We start from the raw sequence: 17,194 nt of genomic DNA, 5'->3' as shown, positions 1-17,194 counted from the left end.
AAATAATTAATTTACGTTACGGTTTATTAAGTGCCACCTTTGGTCAGATCCTACATATACAAATGTTAACGATCCATACCCATTAACATTCATGCTGTTTCCGTTACCACTAGAAAATCTAATTCTGTTTTTTGCGATGGAACTAGAACTCTCATTCCTTATTGTTATTCCCATATTCTGAGAATCACTCTTTAAGATAATGACTCTGCCATCTTTTCCTCCAGAAAAGCCAGTGAAAGTTGTGGGTTGCACATTGCCAGAGGATTGTCTTATTATAAAAACAGTTTTGTTTTTATTGCCTCCATTAAGGTTAAAATTGTAGTTGTTATGTGTGCCGTTAGAAAAGTTACCCGTAATTATAGCAGGATAAAAATAGGTTCCTGAGGCTGTAGATGTAGCATTGAGTACTCCATTGTTTAGTCTTAAGGTAGTTCCAAGAGTAACATTTCCTAAAACACCGTTATTGTTCTCTCCAACCAATTTTGTAACCCCAGAAGTTTTAGAGGATAAATCTCTTATCGCAACCGTTCCATTTACATCAAGTGTTTCGGTAGGTGAAACCGTGCCAATACCCACTTGAGAATGCATAAAAAAACAAGAACATAGTGGTAGGAATAATAATATCTTTTTCATTGTCATTTTAGATTTCGGAGCGCGAAAATCTGATATTTTTATTAAAAAAACCTGATTAAAATGATTTATATGTGTTTTTTTTCGATAAAAGGTATTTTATTTACGTTTAATGTAAATCATTCAGTTATAGTGAAGCACTAGGCGCCTTACAACATTATTGAATAAAAAAAACACTCAAAGGTTTAAAACATTGAGTGGTTTTAGAGGTTATAATATGATATTAATTTATGCTTTAGTCGCTTTTACTACAATTTTAATTTCAACATTATCGTTAATCATATAATCGCCTAGTTTTGCAGGATCCATAACAGTTCCAGAGTGGTACGTAATACCCCATAAAGTTCTATCAATGGTAAAGGGCGCGCTTGTAATAGATACAGTATTATTCGTCATAACAACATTTGCGGGGAATGTAATATTTTTCATAATATTTTTTAACGTTAAATTCCCACTTACTTTATTGCCCTCTACAGCTGTGATTTCAAAAGTAGCATCAGGGAATTGTTCTGCATCAAAAAAATCTTTGTCTAATAAATGCTCAACTAATTTAGCGTTATCTTCACTATCTGCAGGGATGTCTGTGTTTTTTAACGTTTTTATATCAAAACTAAAGTGACCGCCTATTAATGCGTTACCTTTAAATAGCGCATGACCTTTAGATAAATTTATAGTGCCTTCATGACTACCTACAACTTTATTAGCCTTCCAATGGATCATAGATTCGGAAGCGATGACATTATATTTTGATTCTGAAACAACTTTTGTAACTGCTTTTGCTTCCTCTACTGTTGCATTGGCAGTTTTTTCTTTGCATCCTGTTGAAAGTATAGTAATAGCTATTAAAGCTGATATTTTTAAGACTCTTTTTTTCATTTTATATTTCATTTTAAGGGGTATTTATTTTGAGTCAAAAATAAAGAATTAGTATTATTAAAAGCATTTTTTTAAGAGATATGTGCTGTCATTATAAAATAAGGTTAGGCTAAAAATATAAATGACATTTTGGCATTTTTGTAATAATGGCAGTACTTTTGCAAACGTTTAAATGTATTTAAAATCTATAGGATACAAAAATGAGTAAAACGAAAAATAACAAAGAGGAAATAGTAGCAGAACAAGCAGAAGCTACACAAACAGCAGAAACCACGGAGACTTTAGAACTTACCGTAGAAGAACAATTACAAGAAGAATTGGCGCAAGAAAAAAATAAATTTTTGCGTTTATTTGCTGAGTTTGAAAACTATAAAAAAAGAACTTCTAAAGAGCGTATTGAGTTATTTCAAACCGCAAGTAAGGATGTAATAGTGTCATTGTTACCTATTTTGGATGATTTTGACAGAGCTTATTCAGAAATCTCGAAAACAGATGAGAAAGATCTTTTAAAAGGAGTTGAATTAATTAGTCAAAAATTAAAAACCACTTTAAGTCAAAAAGGATTGTCTGAGATGGAAGTGAAATCTGGCGATGTTTTTGATGCGGATTTTCATCAAGCAATAACTCAAATCCCTGCACCAAATGAGGATTTAAAAGGTAAAATTGTAGATGTTGTAGAAAAAGGATACAAATTAGGAGATACGGTAATTCGTTTTCCAAAAGTGGTTATAGGCCAATAAAAAAAGAAGATGGCAAAAACAGATTTTTACGAGATATTAGGCATTGCAAAGAATGCTACGGCTGCTGAAATAAAAAAAGCATACCGTAAAAAAGCGATAGAGTTTCATCCAGATAAAAATCCTGATGATAAAAGTGCTGAAGGAAAGTTTAAAGAAGCTGCAGAGGCATATGAAGTATTGAGTGACCCAGATAAAAAAGCACGTTATGACCAATATGGTCATCAAGCTTTTGAAGGTGGTGGCGGAGGCTTTAACGGTGGCGGAATGAATATGGACGACATTTTTAGCCAGTTTGGAGACATCTTTGGAGGTGGTTTTTCAGGATTTGGAGGAAGTCGAGGCGGTGGACAACGTCGTGTAAAAGGAAGTAATCTTCGTATTCGTGTAAAATTGACGCTAGAAGAAATAGCTAATGGCGTAGAAAAGAAAATAAAGGTAAAGCGCAAAGTTCAAGCAGAAGGAACAACTTATAAAACATGTACAGCCTGTAATGGTTCTGGGCAAGTTATGCGCGTTACTAATACGATCTTGGGAAGAATGCAAACAGCAACTACATGTACAACTTGTGGAGGGGCAGGGCAAACTATAGATAAAAAACCAGCAAATGCAGATGCAAATGGTTTTATAGTAAAAGAGGAAGCTATTTCTGTGAAAATACCTGCAGGTGTAGTAGATGGCATGCAACTTAAAGTTTCTGGAAAAGGAAATGAAGCGCCAGGGAATGGTGTTTCTGGAGATTTATTAGTGGCAATCGAGGAGGAAGCACATGAAACCCTTCAAAGAGAAGGAGATAACTTACATTACGATTTGTATGTAAGCTTATCAGATGCTGTTTTGGGAGGATCAAAAGAAATAGATACTGTAACAGGAAAGGTGCGTATCAAGATTGAAGCAGGAATGCAATCGGGTAAAATATTACGCTTACGTGGTAAAGGGATTCCTAGTATTAATGGCTATGGAAAAGGGGACCTTTTAGTACATGTTAACGTCTGGACACCAAAAACATTGAGTAAGTCTCAAAAAGAATTTTTTGAAAAAATGAGAGATGACGAACATTTTGTACCAAAGCCAGAACGTTCTGATAAATCTTTTTTTGAAAAAGTAAAAGATATGTTTTCATAGTCTTATACTTCTAAAATATTAAATCCTTTTTTTTAACGGGATTTTTTTCAGATAAGCAGAACTTATTTTAAATCATTCTGTGTTTGTCTCGTAAAAAAGACTATATTTGATTCATCGCTGATGAAAATTAGCGATAATTTTTCTTTTTCATAGCAATTTTTTCCCATCCTTAGTTTACTAAGGGTGGGTTTTGTTTTTCTTATAGAAACCATTAAAAAAAATGTAAAGCAGGAAAGTACTCCTAGGAACATTTTTTATATTTACACAACTTTTTATTATATTCTTAAATCCATATTATGAGCAACTTATTAGAAACACATTCAGTTTCTAAAAAATACGGTGATTTTACGGCACTAAACAATGCATCTATTGCCATTCCAGAAGGAAGTATTTTTGGCCTTTTAGGACCTAATGGGGCTGGCAAAACAACCTTGATACGTATTATAAACCAAATTACAATGCCAGATACTGGCCGCGTATTGCTCGATGGAGCACCTTTACAGCCTTACCATGTAAAAGATATAGGATATTTGCCAGAAGAAAGAGGGCTGTATAAATCGATGAAAGTGGGAGAACAAGCCTTATATTTGGCACAATTAAAAGGAATGCAAAAAGCAGAGGCTAAAAAGCGTTTGCTAGAGTGGTTCGACCGCTTAGAAATAGGAGACTGGTGGAATAAGAAAATACAAGAACTTTCAAAAGGGATGGCACAAAAAATTCAGTTTGTTGTGACCGTTTTACATAAACCCAAATTACTTATTTTCGATGAGCCTTTTTCAGGTTTTGATCCCATAAATGCAAACATAATAAAAGATGAAATCCTTAGGTTAAAAAAGGAAGGTGCTACTGTTATTTTCTCAACACATAGGATGGAATCTGTAGAGGAATTATGTGACCACATAGCACTTATTCATAAATCCAATAAGATTTTGGATGGAAATTTAACCGAAATAAAGCGGCAATATAAGACGAATACTTACGAGGTTGGTATTAATGCAGATAACCATGCTGTTGTAGAACAGGCTTTGGCAGAGCGCTTTTCTGTTGCACCTGCAAATTTTAGAACCATAGGCGGGGAATTAAAGTTAAACATAAAATTATCTAAAAAAGATACAGCTAACGATTTGCTGAGCTATTTAACAAGCCAAGGACAGGTCTCTCATTTTGTTGAACTCATCCCAAGCGCAAACGATATTTTTATTCAAGCAATAAAGAGTAATTAAAGATTATGAATCACCTACCACTTATTATAAAACGAGAATATTTAACCAAGGTTAAAAATAAGTCGTTTATCATTATGACTATTTTAAGTCCGTTAATAATGATAGGGCTTATTCTTTTGGTATCTTATTTATCTCAATTAAATAACAATAAAATAAAAACGATATCTGTATTAGATGAATCAGGGATTGTAAAAAACATATTAAAGGATACAGAAACAATAAAGTATCACCTATTGGATAATATTTCTTTAGAAAATGCAAAGACAATTTCAGCAGAAAAAGAATATTATGGGTTGTTATATGTAGATAAGTTTTCAAATTTGAAAGCAGTAGCAAAGCACATTAGTTTTTATTCAGAGGAATCACCATCGCTAACACTAATATCTGATTTAGAGTTTGAAATAGAGCAAAAACTTACTAATTTAAAAAGACTTGAAGAAGGCATAGATTTAGCGAAAATAGAAACATCAAAAATAAATGTGACTATAAATCAAGAGAATTTTAGTGGCGAGAAAACCTCGAAAGTTGAAAGCTATGTTAAATTAGGTTTTGGTATTTTGGCAGGTTATTTGCTATTTATGTTTATTATTATTTATGGAAATATGATTATGCGCTCTGTAATAGAAGAAAAAACCAGTCGAATTATAGAAATTATTATTTCTTCAGTAAAACCGGTGCAATTAATGCTTGGCAAAATTATAGGAACATCATTAGCAGGCGTTACACAATTTACTATTTGGATAATTATAGGAAGTATATTAATGCTGGTATTGCCATTTGTTTTAGGGATAGATTTATCTCAAATGCAAACACCCCAGCAGCAATTAATGCAGCAAACCATGGAAAACCAAGATGCAGGAATGTTAATTCAGAATGTATTTCTAGCAGTTAATAGCTTGCCCTTAACAAATCTTGTAATTGCATTTGTGTTATTTTTCTTGAGCGGCTATTTATTGTATAGTTCTTTATATGCAGCTATTGGAGCAGCTGTAGATAATGAAACCGATACACAACAGTTTATGCTTCCTATAATAATGCCCTTAATGTTGGCGGTGTATGTTGGTGGTTTTACAGTTGTTGAAGACCCACATGGTACAGTATCTACCATTTTTTCTTTTATACCATTCACCTCACCAGTCGTTATGTTAATGCGTATTCCGTTTGGGGTTCCAATATGGCAACAAGTGCTGTCATTGTTATTATTAATAAGTACATTTATGCTTACGGTTTGGTTTGCAGCAAAGATATATAGAGTCGGTATTTTAATGTATGGTAAAAAAACAAGTTATAAAGAGCTTTTAAAATGGTTGCGATATTAAAATAATAACGTAAATAAGATGTTATATAACCATTTATGGATAGTTAAAAAAGCGCTTTAAGAAAGAGTTGGGAAAACAAATCCGTTTTATTTAAGAACAGAAATTAAATTTAAGAAGAATGCCAAGAATATTAGTAATAGAAGATGAAGCTGCGATTAGAAGAGTATTAGTGAAAATACTATCTGAAGAAAATAATACGTATGAAGTTGATCAATCTGAAAACGGTTTAGTTGGTATCGAAAAAATTAAGAAGGAAGATTTCGATCTAGTTCTTTGCGATATTAAAATGCCTAAAATGGATGGTGTTGAAGTTTTGGAAGCCGTAAAGAAAATAAAACCAGAAATTCCGATTGTTATGATTTCTGGACATGGCGATTTAGATACAGCTGTTAATACGATGAGATTAGGAGCTTTCGATTATATTTCGAAACCACCAGATTTAAATCGATTACTAAATACTGTTCGCAATGCTTTGGATAGAAAGGAACTGGTTGTTGCGAATAAAATTTTAAAGAAGAAAGTAAGTAAGAAATACGAAATGATTGGAGAGAGTGATGCCATTTCTCAAATTAAGAATATTATAGATAAAGTTGCTCCAACAGATGCGCGTGTACTAGTCACAGGGCCTAATGGAACAGGTAAAGAACTTGTAGCACACTGGCTACATGAAAAAAGTGCACGAGCCAAAGCAGCCATGATAGAAGTTAATTGCGCTGCAATACCTAGTGAATTAATAGAGAGTGAATTGTTTGGTCATGTAAAAGGTGCCTTTACTAGTGCAGCAAAAGATAGAGCAGGAAAATTTGAAGCAGCAAACGGCGGGACTATTTTTTTAGATGAAATAGGCGATATGAGCTTGTCTGCTCAAGCAAAAGTTTTAAGAGCATTGCAAGAAAGTAGAATTCAAAGAGTAGGGAGCGATAAGGATATTAAAGTTGATGTTCGGGTTGTTGCAGCAACCAATAAAGATTTGAAAAAGGAAATTGCCGAGGGGAAATTCCGTGAAGATTTATACCATAGATTAGCAGTTATTTTGGTTCAGGTACCAGCACTTAACGATAGGAGAGATGACATTCCATTACTTGTAAATCATTTTACAAAGAAAATTGCTAGAGAGCAAGGTACAGCGCAAAAAACATTTTCAGAAAAGGCTATAAAACTATTACAAGAATATGATTGGACAGGAAATATAAGGGAACTTCGTAATGTTATCGAGCGTTTAATTATTCTTGGAGGTAATGAAGTTAGTGTACAGGATGTAAAGTCATTTGCTTCAAAATAATTAAAAAATAAGGTTGTTTTTATAGACCAAATTTAATGCCTATACCGGTTTGTAAATCAGGATTGTTGTTAACCGTAAAATCTTGTTGTAAGTAAAATGACGTTTGCACTTTTCTAGTTATGGAGTAAATGAAAGTCCAATAATTATTGTTTTTATATAAGTGTTTGGTACCATGTTGCCATGAATTAAAGGCCGCATCATCACGAACATGTATGGCGTATTCTGCTTCATCTTTTTGATTAAGGCTAGTTTGTATATAGAAACTTATGCCAAAAGAATGTGTTGTGTTTCCTTTTGAGATAAAATTATATTCTATACTTGTTTCTAAACTACCAATAAAATCATTAGTCCCAAAATCCATGTTTTCACGTTTTAAGTCTATAGTATTCTTTCTAATACCATTGGTTCCCAAACCCAATAGCATAAAATGGCGCTTATTAAAATATAAAGCCTTAACAACAGCAAGGGATAATCCTAGATCTATAGCGGTGTTATATTGAGACATGTTAATACCTACATGTGTCCCAAAATTTAAATAAATTTGTTTAGAATTTAATGCGTTAGGATAGTAATAATAATGGGTTTCTATGCCGCCAAATATAAAATCATTAGCGTTTAAATCTAAGTGATTTCCATTCCTATCGGTATATTTAATATGTGCCTTATCATAGCCAAACACCATGCGGTCAAAAGGGTTTTTTCCGCCAGCAACATTGTCATGAAAAAATTCAATAAAACCATCGCTAGTTAATGAAGAAAATGGAAATCTACCATTGGTTAGTATAAATGCTCTAAACCCTAGTACTAATTCTTGTTGATTATTTATAGGTAGAGTTAAGTTGCTTCGAAATCCTTTTATTACACCATCAATTTCAAGCTCATAAGATTGCGCATCTAGGGTCTCTTCTTGGTATAAATATTGTCTTGAAAACCAATCTACCCCGCGCATTTCTTTTATTATATCTTCATTATTAGGGATGTAGGTTTTAACATTGGGACCCCAAACATTACCGCTTTCTATGCTTATATCTATTTCATAACGGGAAGAGGCTTTTATTTTAAAATTATGATTTAAACGAGAAATAAAAATACCAAAAGGATTGGTCGATAATATACTAGGCTTAGAGATGCCGTTTTTTATAGAAGAAGTTTTATTATCCTTGCTGTGTTGAGCAAAAAGGGATGGGTTAATAATAACTATTAAAAAAAATACTATTTTTTTTAGCGTCATTAAATGTTGGTCTGATTAAGAGAGCGATACTTTAAATTTACAAAAAGTATTGAATATTAGTGTGTTAAATAAAAGAATAGCTATCGAAAGATATTAACAAACATTTGTATATTTAGCAATAATAGAATTTAACACTATGAAAAATATTAAAATAGAAGACTTTAAGATCACTTCAAAAATTAAAATAGAAGATCAAAAAACATTTTTGGATCTAAAGGTTTCAAAAGATAAGATTGAAGAGAAACTAAGAAAACTAAGACGAAGATTAGGAGCGCTTCAAGATACAATGTATGCACATAGTAAGTATTCTGTTTTAGTGTGTTTACAAGGTATGGATACCGCAGGAAAAGACAGCTTAATTAGGGAGGTTTTTAAAGATTTTAATGTTCGTGGAGTAGAGGTGCAAAGCTTTAAGGCTCCAACAATTCTCGAATTAAAACACGATTACCTATGGCGCCATTATTTAAAATTACCAGCAAGAGGTAAATTTGGTGTGCACAACCGAACACATTATGAAAATGTTTTAGTAACACGAGTACATCCCGATTATATTTTGGAAGAAAATATTCCAACAGTTCAGTCGATAAATGATATAGATGATGCTTTTTGGGACTCTCGTTTTGAACAAATAAATAATTTTGAAAAGCACATAACCGATAATGGAACAATTGTATTTAAGTTTTTTTTAAACCTTTCTAAAGATGAGCAAAAAAAGAGGCTATTGCGACGTTTGGATAAAAAAGAAAAAAATTGGAAGTTCTCGGCAGGAGATCTTAAAGAGCGTAAACTATGGGGAGAATATCAAAGCTGCTACGAAGCTGCTATAAATAAAACATCTAAAAACCATGCACCATGGTATAACATTCCTGCAGATGATAAATCAACAGCACGTTATATTGTCGCTAAAATATTATATGATACGCTAAAAACCTATGCAGATATTCAAGAGCCAGCTTTAGATGCTAAGACAAAGGCTAATTTAAAACAGTATAAGCAAGCATTAAATAACGAGTAAAATTAAGGGAAATACTAGCGTTTTATTTTTAAGCAATAAAAAACGTTCCGATTAGTATTATTTTATAAGGTTATTTTAATTACAGTATGTGTTGAAAATACTATCTTTAAAACATTAAAAAAAAACGAATGAAAGCATTTATTTTTCCTTTAACATTATTATTCTCAATAATAATGTTTTCTCAAACAGATGAAGAAGTCATAAAAAAGATCTATACAACATCACTAACAAATGGGAAAAGTTATGAATGGTTAGACCATTTGTCTAATGCCATTGGTGGAAGGCTTTCGGGGTCGTTAAATGCAGAACAAGCAGTAGCTTGGAGTAAAGAAGAATTGGATAAGCTAGGATTGGATAAGGTGTGGTTACAGCCAGTAATGGTTCCAAAGTGGGTAAGAGGTGCCAAAGAATATGCCTATTATGAAAGTGCCTCGGGGAAAACAACTACAGTTAATATTTGCGCTTTAGGAGGATCTGTAGCTACCAATCCATTAGGTATAAAAGCCAATATTATTGAAGTTCAAAATTTTGAAGACTTAAAACGGCTAGGTAAAGAAAACATTGAAGGTAAAATCGTGTTTTACAACAGACCAATGCAAGCCGATTTAATTTCAACATTTAATGCGTATGGTGGTTGTGTAAATCAGCGTTATGCAGGGGCTATGGAAGCAGGTAAATATGGAGCAGTAGGAGTTATAGTGCGTTCAATGAATTTAAGGCTAGACGATTTTCCACATACAGGTAGTATGAGTTATGGCGATTTACCCAATGCGCAGCGCATACCGTCGGCAGCAATAAGTACAAATGATGCAGAAGAATTATCGAGCATACTAAAATTAGATAAAACACTTAAGTTCTATTTTAGACAAAATTGTAAACAGTTAAAAGATGTATTATCCTATAATGTGATAGGCGAAATTACAGGAAGTGAATTTCCTAATGAATATATGGTTGTTGGCGGACACTTAGATTCTTGGGATTTAGGTGATGGTTCCCATGATGATGGTGCAGGAGTGGTACAATCTATGGATGTATTGCGATTGCTAAAAGCATCAGGAATAAAGCCTAAAAGAAGTATTCGGGTGGTGTTATTTATGAATGAAGAGAATGGATTGCGTGGCGGAAAAAAATATGCGTCAGAAGCTAAAAAAAATAAAGAAAAACATGTATTTGCTTTAGAAAGTGATGCGGGAGGCTTTACACCAAGAGGGTTTAGTTTTGATTGTAGTGATGCTAACTATAACCAGGTATTAAGTTGGAAACCTTTGTTTAAACCATACTTAATACATTATTTCGAACAAGGAGGAAGCGGTGCAGATGTAGGACCATTAAAAAATGATGGTAATGTCCTGGCGGGGTTGCGTCCAGACTCACAACGCTATTTTGATCATCATCATGCTAGTAACGATACTTTTGATGCTGTAAATAAACGCGAGTTAGAGTTAGGAGCTGCAACAATGACCACTTTAGTATATCTGTTCGATAAATACGGCACAAATCCTATAACAGAGAATAAAGCGGTTAAAGATTAGAGCGCCTTTGTTTAGGGTATTTTAAAAGCTGTAACTTGTTCGTAACAAATAAAATCAACTTAAAAATAATGACAACGAGTAAAATTAGATGTATCTTTGCAGGCTAATAAAGAATGGCGCTAAAAATAGATTGTCATTTAAGAAACAATTTATATGTCATTTAAGTCTTTAGGCTTATCCGAAGCCTTGCTAAAAGCTATTAGCAAAAAAGGATATACAGTACCATCTCCAATACAAGAAAAAGCAATACCACCAGTTTTAGAAGGTAAGGATGTATTGGCTTCGGCACAAACAGGAACAGGTAAAACAGCAGGATTTACATTACCATTATTACATTTGCTATCTCAAGGACAGTCTTTAAGGCATAAACCTGTACGCGCATTGGTATTAACCCCAACACGAGAATTGGCAGCTCAAGTATATGCTAATGTAAAGGAATATAGTGAATTTTTAAATTTACGCTCAGCAGTTATATTTGGAGGCGTAAATCAGAAGCCGCAAATAGCAAACTTACGCCAAGGTGTTGATGTTTTGGTCGCTACACCAGGCCGATTGCTAGATTTGCATAACCAAGGTGTACTGTCTTTATCAAAAGTAGAAATTTTTGTTTTAGATGAAGCAGATCGTATGCTGGATATGGGGTTTTTAAGGGATATTGAACGTGTTATGAAAATTATGCCAGCACGTCGTCAAAACCTAATGTTCTCTGCAACATTTTCAAAAGATATAAAAAAACTAGCACAAGGGATTTTACATCATCCAGTGCAAGTTGAAGCAGAACCAGAGAACTCAACAGCAGAAGCAATTAGCCAAAAAGTATATAGAGTTGCCAAAGGTAAAAAAACAGATTTGGTAATTAAACTTATTTCTGAGGGGGACTGGAAACAAGTTTTAGTATTTACGCGAACAAAACACGGTGCTAACAAACTCTGTAAAAAAATGGTAAGTGCAGGTATTACCGCAGCAGCCATTCATGGAAATAAAAGTCAAGGCGCAAGAACGAAAGCCTTAGCAGGATTTAAAAGTGGAAGTGTTCGTGTGTTAGTCGCTACAGATATAGCTGCTCGTGGCTTAGATATTCCATTATTACCTCATGTAATTAATTTTGAAATCCCTAATATATCCGAGGATTATGTGCACCGTATAGGAAGAACAGGTAGAGCAGGAGCAAGTGGAGAAGCTATCTCTTTGGTTAGTGCAGACGAAACTACTTATTTAAGAGATATTCAAAAATTAGTGGGTATAAAAATTCCTACAGAGATTATTGAAGGCTTTGAACCAGACCCTAATGCCTCTACAGAACCTATAAAGCAAGGTCAAGGAAGGCAACAGCGGTATTCTAGATCTAAAAAGTCTAATACTGAAGGCGGCGGTAGAGCTACTAGAGATAAGGGACGAAATTCTAGACGGCCTAAAAATAGAAATACTTCCTCTAGACGTTCTAATGAAAGAAGAGATTAATATCAGAATATGAATTCCATTTTAAGGGCTAAAATAATAGCTGTTTGTAATCAAAAAATCGCGCAGAAAGGCGAAAATGTGGGACTGTCTTTTTATGCTTTTTTTTCAAATAAGAATGATAATCCAGAATTACTTATGGAAGTTGCAGAATGGTGGATTATGACTCACAAGTTAAATCATTTTGAAAAAGCTGTTAAAATAAAAAAATTAGTTGTTTAATTATGGCGTCTCAACCTAACAACCCTTTGCACGGTGTTAAACTAGAACAAATTATTGTCGCTTTGGAAGCCTATTATGGTTGGGAATATTTAGGTTACAATATAAAAATTCGTTGCTTTACAGATAACCCATCTGTAAAGTCTAGTTTAAAGTTTTTAAGACGTACGCCTTGGGCAAGAACAAAAGTTGAAAATTTTTATCTACAAATGCTTAAAAAACAATCTAAAAACGAGTATATCTAAACGCTTCATGTCTGCGTATTTGTCTCCAATATACGTTTTGCAAAGTCTTGAACAATAAAACTTTTATCATTTAATGCTTTAAATAATAAAGATTCATCTGCATTTAATTCCCATAACGCTTTATGACTTTGAGCTCTAACATGAGGTGCTTTATGCTGAGTTGCTAATTGCTCTAAAAGGGCCTCTGTTTCAGGGGTGGCTATTTGTTTCGCTAAATTCATTAAAAAATAGCGACCTGTTCCAAAACCTGGTGCAATCCCAGTAATTATTTTTTTTTCGAGATCAAAATGATATTGTTCTTTGTCTAAAAATGAATGGCCTCGTTTCATAATATTCAATGAAATTGAATATTCTTCTGGAGGAATTTGGGTATGTATGTCTTTGGAAGCTCTATAGTACATAACCTTACCTTTGGGTAATGAAGTCTGTTCTAAAAATGATAAATCTACTTTCTCCCCAACATAGCCCATTACTTTATCATAATCGTATTCCCAAATATTTGTTTTATAGCCTTTCCCATGGCAGCCTACAGTTATAAACGAAAAATTATGATCGTGTGCACGAACATGATGGTATAGGTCTTTTTGCCAAACGCTAACATCTTTATGTTCAGATATGCTAGGCCATGCATTGATTCTAATATAAAAAACATCATTAATATGTAATAATGTGCTTTGAATGCCATAGGCATTGTTATTTTGAAATGAAGCCAAGTCCTTTAACTGCTCGTTGATGTAATCGGAGATAAACTGCGTGTTGTTAGATAACATTTTTAAGTGTTTTGAGCACTCTAAGAGGGAATCATCGTCATTTGCCTTTATTGTTTGTTTAGAAAACGCAATAAAATCTTGAAGTGATATACTTTCTTTTATATTGGGTGTGTTAATCGTAATAGCCATGGTTAATTAATTTTTAATGCAGCGATTTTATTTAGTGCTTTTTCTACGGATTCAATAATATCAGGATGCGTATCTTTTTTAAGACATAGTAAGGCTTCAATGCCTTTATTGAAATTGATATTCATAATAGCTCTAGCAGCTTCCCATCTCACATTATGATATGGATTTTTCAGGAACATAAATAAATTTGGTAGTGCGCTTTCATTGCCTAACTCTCCTAATAATTTACAGGTATGTTCCAATCTTGCAGACTGCAAGATGTTAGTTACCAAACGCAATGGATATAGTGTATTGGTATCGTATTCCCAACCAAAGGATTGAGCTTTTCTACAAGAGAAAGAAAGTAGGATAGATTCCTGAGCTAACCCTCCATGATAGGAAAAGACATCTTCGTGTTTTTTTATATCATACGGTGTGTTTTTACTTAATGTTTTGCGAATGGCTAAAGGGATTAATTTTTTAGTTTTATCCAATATATTTATAGGAAAAGGATTGGGTTGCTTATAATGGCTATAAGAAATGTCTTCAGTTAAAGGCACTATTATTTTATCATAAGGATAGGAATTGATAACTTTTGAATTTTGTTCTTTTTTTATTTTAACAAGCGTTAAAGTAAAAGCTTTTGTTGTTAAAATATGCCAGTAGTTAATGGAGGAACGTGTTGGGTAATAATGCTCTTGAGCATTTAATTTATAAAGATGCTCGTTTACCAGTTTAATTAAAAAAGAAGTTTTTAAAAGCGCCTCTAAATGTATTTTAGCTTCAGAAAGAAAATGTTTGTCTTCTAAGTCTTTAATGGCTGTGTGAAATTGCGTTAAGTGAATATTCATACCTTAATGTGATTTTAGAATTAAGAACCTTTCATTAAACTAAATAATGAAAGGCTCTATAATTTGTCTTACAAAATGTATCCTAAAAGAAGTGTTGTAAGGTCAACGATGGACATTGAAGAGCTTTCTGCAGAGACTTGCGGACTTACAGGTGCGCTTAACTCATCCAGACGAAATTTGTGTTCACTTTGCATAATGATTATTTTTTGAATTATTATGAAAGCAAATGTAGCAGAGCATGGTTTAAACCCCAAAAAAAGTAATCGTCATTTTATAAAATACGGGTACTTTTTTTTAGGTTTTAATTTGCTGTTATTTAGGTGTTTGAGTGTGGTTTGTGTTTAGGGAATAGTGTTAGAAATTTGAATTAAAAATTTGTAGACGTTAACACTAAATTTAAGAATATTTTTTAGAGGCGTAAAGAGAGTAGCTCCTCTTTTTATTTTACTTCTGATATTTGCCTTAAGCCTTCATAAACGACTATACTCACTGCATTAGCAATGTTTAAACTGCGAATATGCTCACTGTATAAAGGAATTTTATAAAGAGAATCAGGATACTTTTGGGTGATTGTTTTTGGGAGTCCTACAGATTCTTTTCCGAACACTAAAAATAAATGATCTTCAAATGGAATATTCCAATGGCTTTTTGTGCCATGACTGGATAGGAAAACCATTTTTGCATTGGTATGCTTGTTGAAGAAATCTTCAATATTTTCATAATAATGGAGGTTTAAATGTTGCCAATAATCTAAACCTGCACGTTTTAATCTCGCGTCTGTAATTTCGAAACCAAAGGGTTTTACCAAATGCAAATGAGAACCTGAAGCCAAAGTTAATCGGCCTATATTTCCTGTGTTATTAGGAATTTCAGGTTCTATTAATACTATATTTAAAGGCATTTGTTATGCTTCAGGTTGGGCTTGGCCAATTTCATTAATCTCTTCATTTCCTAGAGCTTTAGGGTCTGGGCCATATTCATTAGTCCCTCTATCTCCTTCTGTAGCAAGTAAAATTAAGAGCCATATTCCTCCAATAAGAGGGATAAGTGAAACTAGATAGTACCAACCACTTTTTCCTGTATCATGTAATCTCCTTACTGCTACTGCTAAACTAGGAATAATTATACCTACGACATAAATGACATAAATGAATGCTAAAGCAGGAACATTTATAATGGTTCCTATAACTCCAACAGCTATCGCAATAGCAATCGTAAAAATAAAATTAAACAGAAGAAACATCCAATACTCTTGCCTTCTCGCTCTTCCTTCAAAATTAGCATAGTTGTCTCTTACTACTTTTAAATACCATTTCATAAATTTTAGTTTTAATTAATATAAGTTAGTTTACAATTAGCTGCAAATATATCATTTAAGACGAGTAAAAGATAGAAAATGATTTCTTTTGTAGGAAAATATTTTCATAAAATTAGAAATAGTATTTATTGAAAATTAAATATTTTTTAATAGGTAAGTTGTCGGGGTTTAGTTTACTATTATAATTATTGTATTCTGTATATTATAAGATGCTTATTGTGGGTACATAATCTTAATTGTAGTACATTTCTGGTATTAAAAAGAGTCCCGATTGCGCCCTAAGCGTAATAACTTTAAGAGTTTCATTAAAATAACGATCATTTTTTTTTGATGCAAGACGAAAAGAGTACAAAACCAATTATAAGAATGTTAATAGTACTTGTTAATGGTTTTATGGTAATTGAAGGCTTCATAAATGACTTGCGAGGTATTTAATGCCTCTAATTTATTTGTTTTAGTAACAATATCAAACCTTTATACTATTTATAAACGCATCTATTGCTGTTGTACTGTTTTGAGTTAAGTGTTTTATAAAAGCACTACCAATAATAGCGCCTTTTGCATATTGGGTCGCCTGGTTAAACGTTTCGTTGTTAGAGATTCCAAAACCTACAATTAGAGGTGTTTTTAATTCCATATCGACGATGCGTTTAAAATAGTTGGTTTGCTCGTCTTTAAACCCTGAATTACCACCCGTTATGCTAGAGCTACTAACCATATAGATGAAGCCATTGGAAATAGCATCAATAAAATTAATACGCTCAATGGTTGTTTGTGGGGTAATTAAAAAGATGTTTATCAAGCCATATTTTTCGAATATTGTTTTGTATTGCTCATTGTATACTTCTACTGGTAAATCTGGAATGATTAATCCGTCGATACCAATATCTTGACATTGCTTACAAAAGGCCTCTACACCGTATTGTAATATAGGGTTAAAGTACCCCATAATTATTAAAGGAATAGTAACTGTATTTCTTATGCCTTCGAGTTGTTTAAAGAGTCGGTTTGTGGTCATTCCATTTTTAAGGGCCTGTGTTGAGCTTTCTTGAATGGTTTGCCCATCTGCCAGAGGATCACTAAAAGGAAGCCCTATCTCTATCATGTCAACCCCATTTTTTTCTAAGTTTTGAATAATATTTACGGTATCATTAATATTGGGATATCCTGCAGAGAAATATATTGAAAGCAGTTTTTTGTCTTCTTGTAATTTGGTTTGAATGCGATTCATAATGTTTCCTTTTAATTAATGAGA

General features: G+C 33.0%; 18 protein-coding genes. 10 read left to right on the top strand and 8 right to left on the bottom strand.

The features are described 5' to 3' along the window. Positions 1-6 precede the first annotated feature (6 nt). A complete protein-coding gene (locus AC2D8I_RS10070; RefSeq protein WP_484705877.1) occupies positions 7-633 on the bottom strand; it encodes a hypothetical protein in 627 nt (208 codons plus the stop codon). Positions 634-858: 225 nt separating this feature from the next. After that, positions 859-1,506, bottom strand: coding sequence for a YceI family protein (locus AC2D8I_RS10065; protein WP_484705876.1), 648 nt, complete (start codon positions 1,504-1,506; stop codon positions 859-861). 200 nt (positions 1,507-1,706) lie between these two features. Here AC2D8I_RS10065 and AC2D8I_RS10060 point away from each other — a divergent pair, with 200 nt between their 5' ends. The 5 genes from AC2D8I_RS10060 (at position 1,707) to AC2D8I_RS10040 (ending at position 7,192) form a co-directional block, all read left to right on the top strand. Next, on the top strand, positions 1,707-2,246 hold the full coding sequence (locus tag AC2D8I_RS10060) for a nucleotide exchange factor GrpE (protein WP_484705875.1): 540 nt from the start codon (positions 1,707-1,709) through the stop codon (positions 2,244-2,246). Positions 2,247-2,255: 9 nt separating this feature from the next. Further along, positions 2,256-3,368 carry a molecular chaperone DnaJ gene (gene dnaJ, locus AC2D8I_RS10055; protein ID WP_484705874.1) on the top strand — a complete coding sequence of 371 codons (1,113 nt, stop codon included), beginning with the start codon at positions 2,256-2,258 and terminating at the stop codon, positions 3,366-3,368. 296 nt (positions 3,369-3,664) lie between these two features. Next, entirely contained in the window at positions 3,665-4,591 is a 927-nt protein-coding gene (locus AC2D8I_RS10050) for an ABC transporter ATP-binding protein (RefSeq protein WP_484705873.1), read from the top strand. 5 nt (positions 4,592-4,596) lie between these two features. Further along, positions 4,597-5,910 (top strand): ABC transporter permease, encoded by a 1,314-nt coding sequence (locus AC2D8I_RS10045; protein ID WP_484705872.1) that lies wholly within the window; start codon positions 4,597-4,599, stop codon positions 5,908-5,910. 118 nt (positions 5,911-6,028) lie between these two features. Continuing rightward, on the top strand, positions 6,029-7,192 hold the full coding sequence (locus tag AC2D8I_RS10040) for a sigma-54-dependent transcriptional regulator (RefSeq protein ID WP_484705871.1): 1,164 nt from the start codon (positions 6,029-6,031) through the stop codon (positions 7,190-7,192). Positions 7,193-7,211: 19 nt separating this feature from the next. On the opposite strand, the gene AC2D8I_RS10035 is transcribed toward AC2D8I_RS10040, so the two are convergent. Beyond that, positions 7,212-8,423 (bottom strand): hypothetical protein, encoded by a 1,212-nt coding sequence (locus AC2D8I_RS10035; RefSeq protein ID WP_484705870.1) that lies wholly within the window; start codon positions 8,421-8,423, stop codon positions 7,212-7,214. Between the two features lie 136 nt (positions 8,424-8,559). Between AC2D8I_RS10035 and AC2D8I_RS10030 the strand changes: the two genes are divergently transcribed. From AC2D8I_RS10030 to AC2D8I_RS10010, 5 genes are all read left to right on the top strand, one after another. Continuing rightward, positions 8,560-9,438 (top strand): PPK2 family polyphosphate kinase, encoded by an 879-nt coding sequence (locus AC2D8I_RS10030; protein WP_484705869.1) that lies wholly within the window; start codon positions 8,560-8,562, stop codon positions 9,436-9,438. 128 nt (positions 9,439-9,566) lie between these two features. Then, on the top strand, positions 9,567-10,970 hold the full coding sequence (locus AC2D8I_RS10025) for a M20/M25/M40 family metallo-hydrolase (protein WP_484705868.1): 1,404 nt from the start codon (positions 9,567-9,569) through the stop codon (positions 10,968-10,970). Positions 10,971-11,123: 153 nt separating this feature from the next. After that, on the top strand, positions 11,124-12,431 hold the full coding sequence (locus tag AC2D8I_RS10020; protein ID WP_484705867.1) for a DEAD/DEAH box helicase: 1,308 nt from the start codon (positions 11,124-11,126) through the stop codon (positions 12,429-12,431). A 9-nt stretch (positions 12,432-12,440) separates the two neighbouring features. Next, a complete protein-coding gene (locus AC2D8I_RS10015; protein ID WP_484705866.1) occupies positions 12,441-12,650 on the top strand; it encodes a DUF6500 family protein in 210 nt (69 codons plus the stop codon). 2 nt (positions 12,651-12,652) lie between these two features. Further along, entirely contained in the window at positions 12,653-12,892 is a 240-nt protein-coding gene (locus AC2D8I_RS10010; RefSeq protein WP_484705865.1) for a VF530 family protein, read from the top strand. 5 nt (positions 12,893-12,897) lie between these two features. Here AC2D8I_RS10010 and AC2D8I_RS10005 read toward each other — a convergent pair whose 3' ends face one another. The 5 genes from AC2D8I_RS10005 to trpA form a co-directional block, all read right to left on the bottom strand. Continuing rightward, positions 12,898-13,791, bottom strand: coding sequence for a hypothetical protein (locus AC2D8I_RS10005; RefSeq protein WP_484705864.1), 894 nt, complete (start codon positions 13,789-13,791; stop codon positions 12,898-12,900). A gap of 2 nt (positions 13,792-13,793) precedes the next feature. Further along, on the bottom strand, positions 13,794-14,621 hold the full coding sequence (locus AC2D8I_RS10000; protein WP_484705863.1) for a HEAT repeat domain-containing protein: 828 nt from the start codon (positions 14,619-14,621) through the stop codon (positions 13,794-13,796). Positions 14,622-15,060: 439 nt separating this feature from the next. Next, positions 15,061-15,522, bottom strand: coding sequence for a tRNA (cytidine(34)-2'-O)-methyltransferase (locus AC2D8I_RS09995; protein ID WP_484705862.1), 462 nt, complete (start codon positions 15,520-15,522; stop codon positions 15,061-15,063). Positions 15,523-15,525: 3 nt separating this feature from the next. Then, the gene (locus AC2D8I_RS09990; protein ID WP_484705861.1) at positions 15,526-15,939 is read right to left on the bottom strand and encodes a DUF805 domain-containing protein; all 414 of its coding nucleotides are present in this window, start codon (positions 15,937-15,939) and stop codon (positions 15,526-15,528) included. A 466-nt stretch (positions 15,940-16,405) separates the two neighbouring features. Further along, the gene (trpA, locus tag AC2D8I_RS09985; protein ID WP_484705860.1) at positions 16,406-17,170 is read right to left on the bottom strand and encodes a tryptophan synthase subunit alpha; all 765 of its coding nucleotides are present in this window, start codon (positions 17,168-17,170) and stop codon (positions 16,406-16,408) included. Positions 17,171-17,194 lie beyond the last annotated feature (24 nt).

Source organism: Lacinutrix sp. YIN62, from assembly GCF_057219185.1.
Note: the sequence above shows the minus strand (reverse complement) of the source record. Positions and strands in the feature narration are given on the sequence as shown.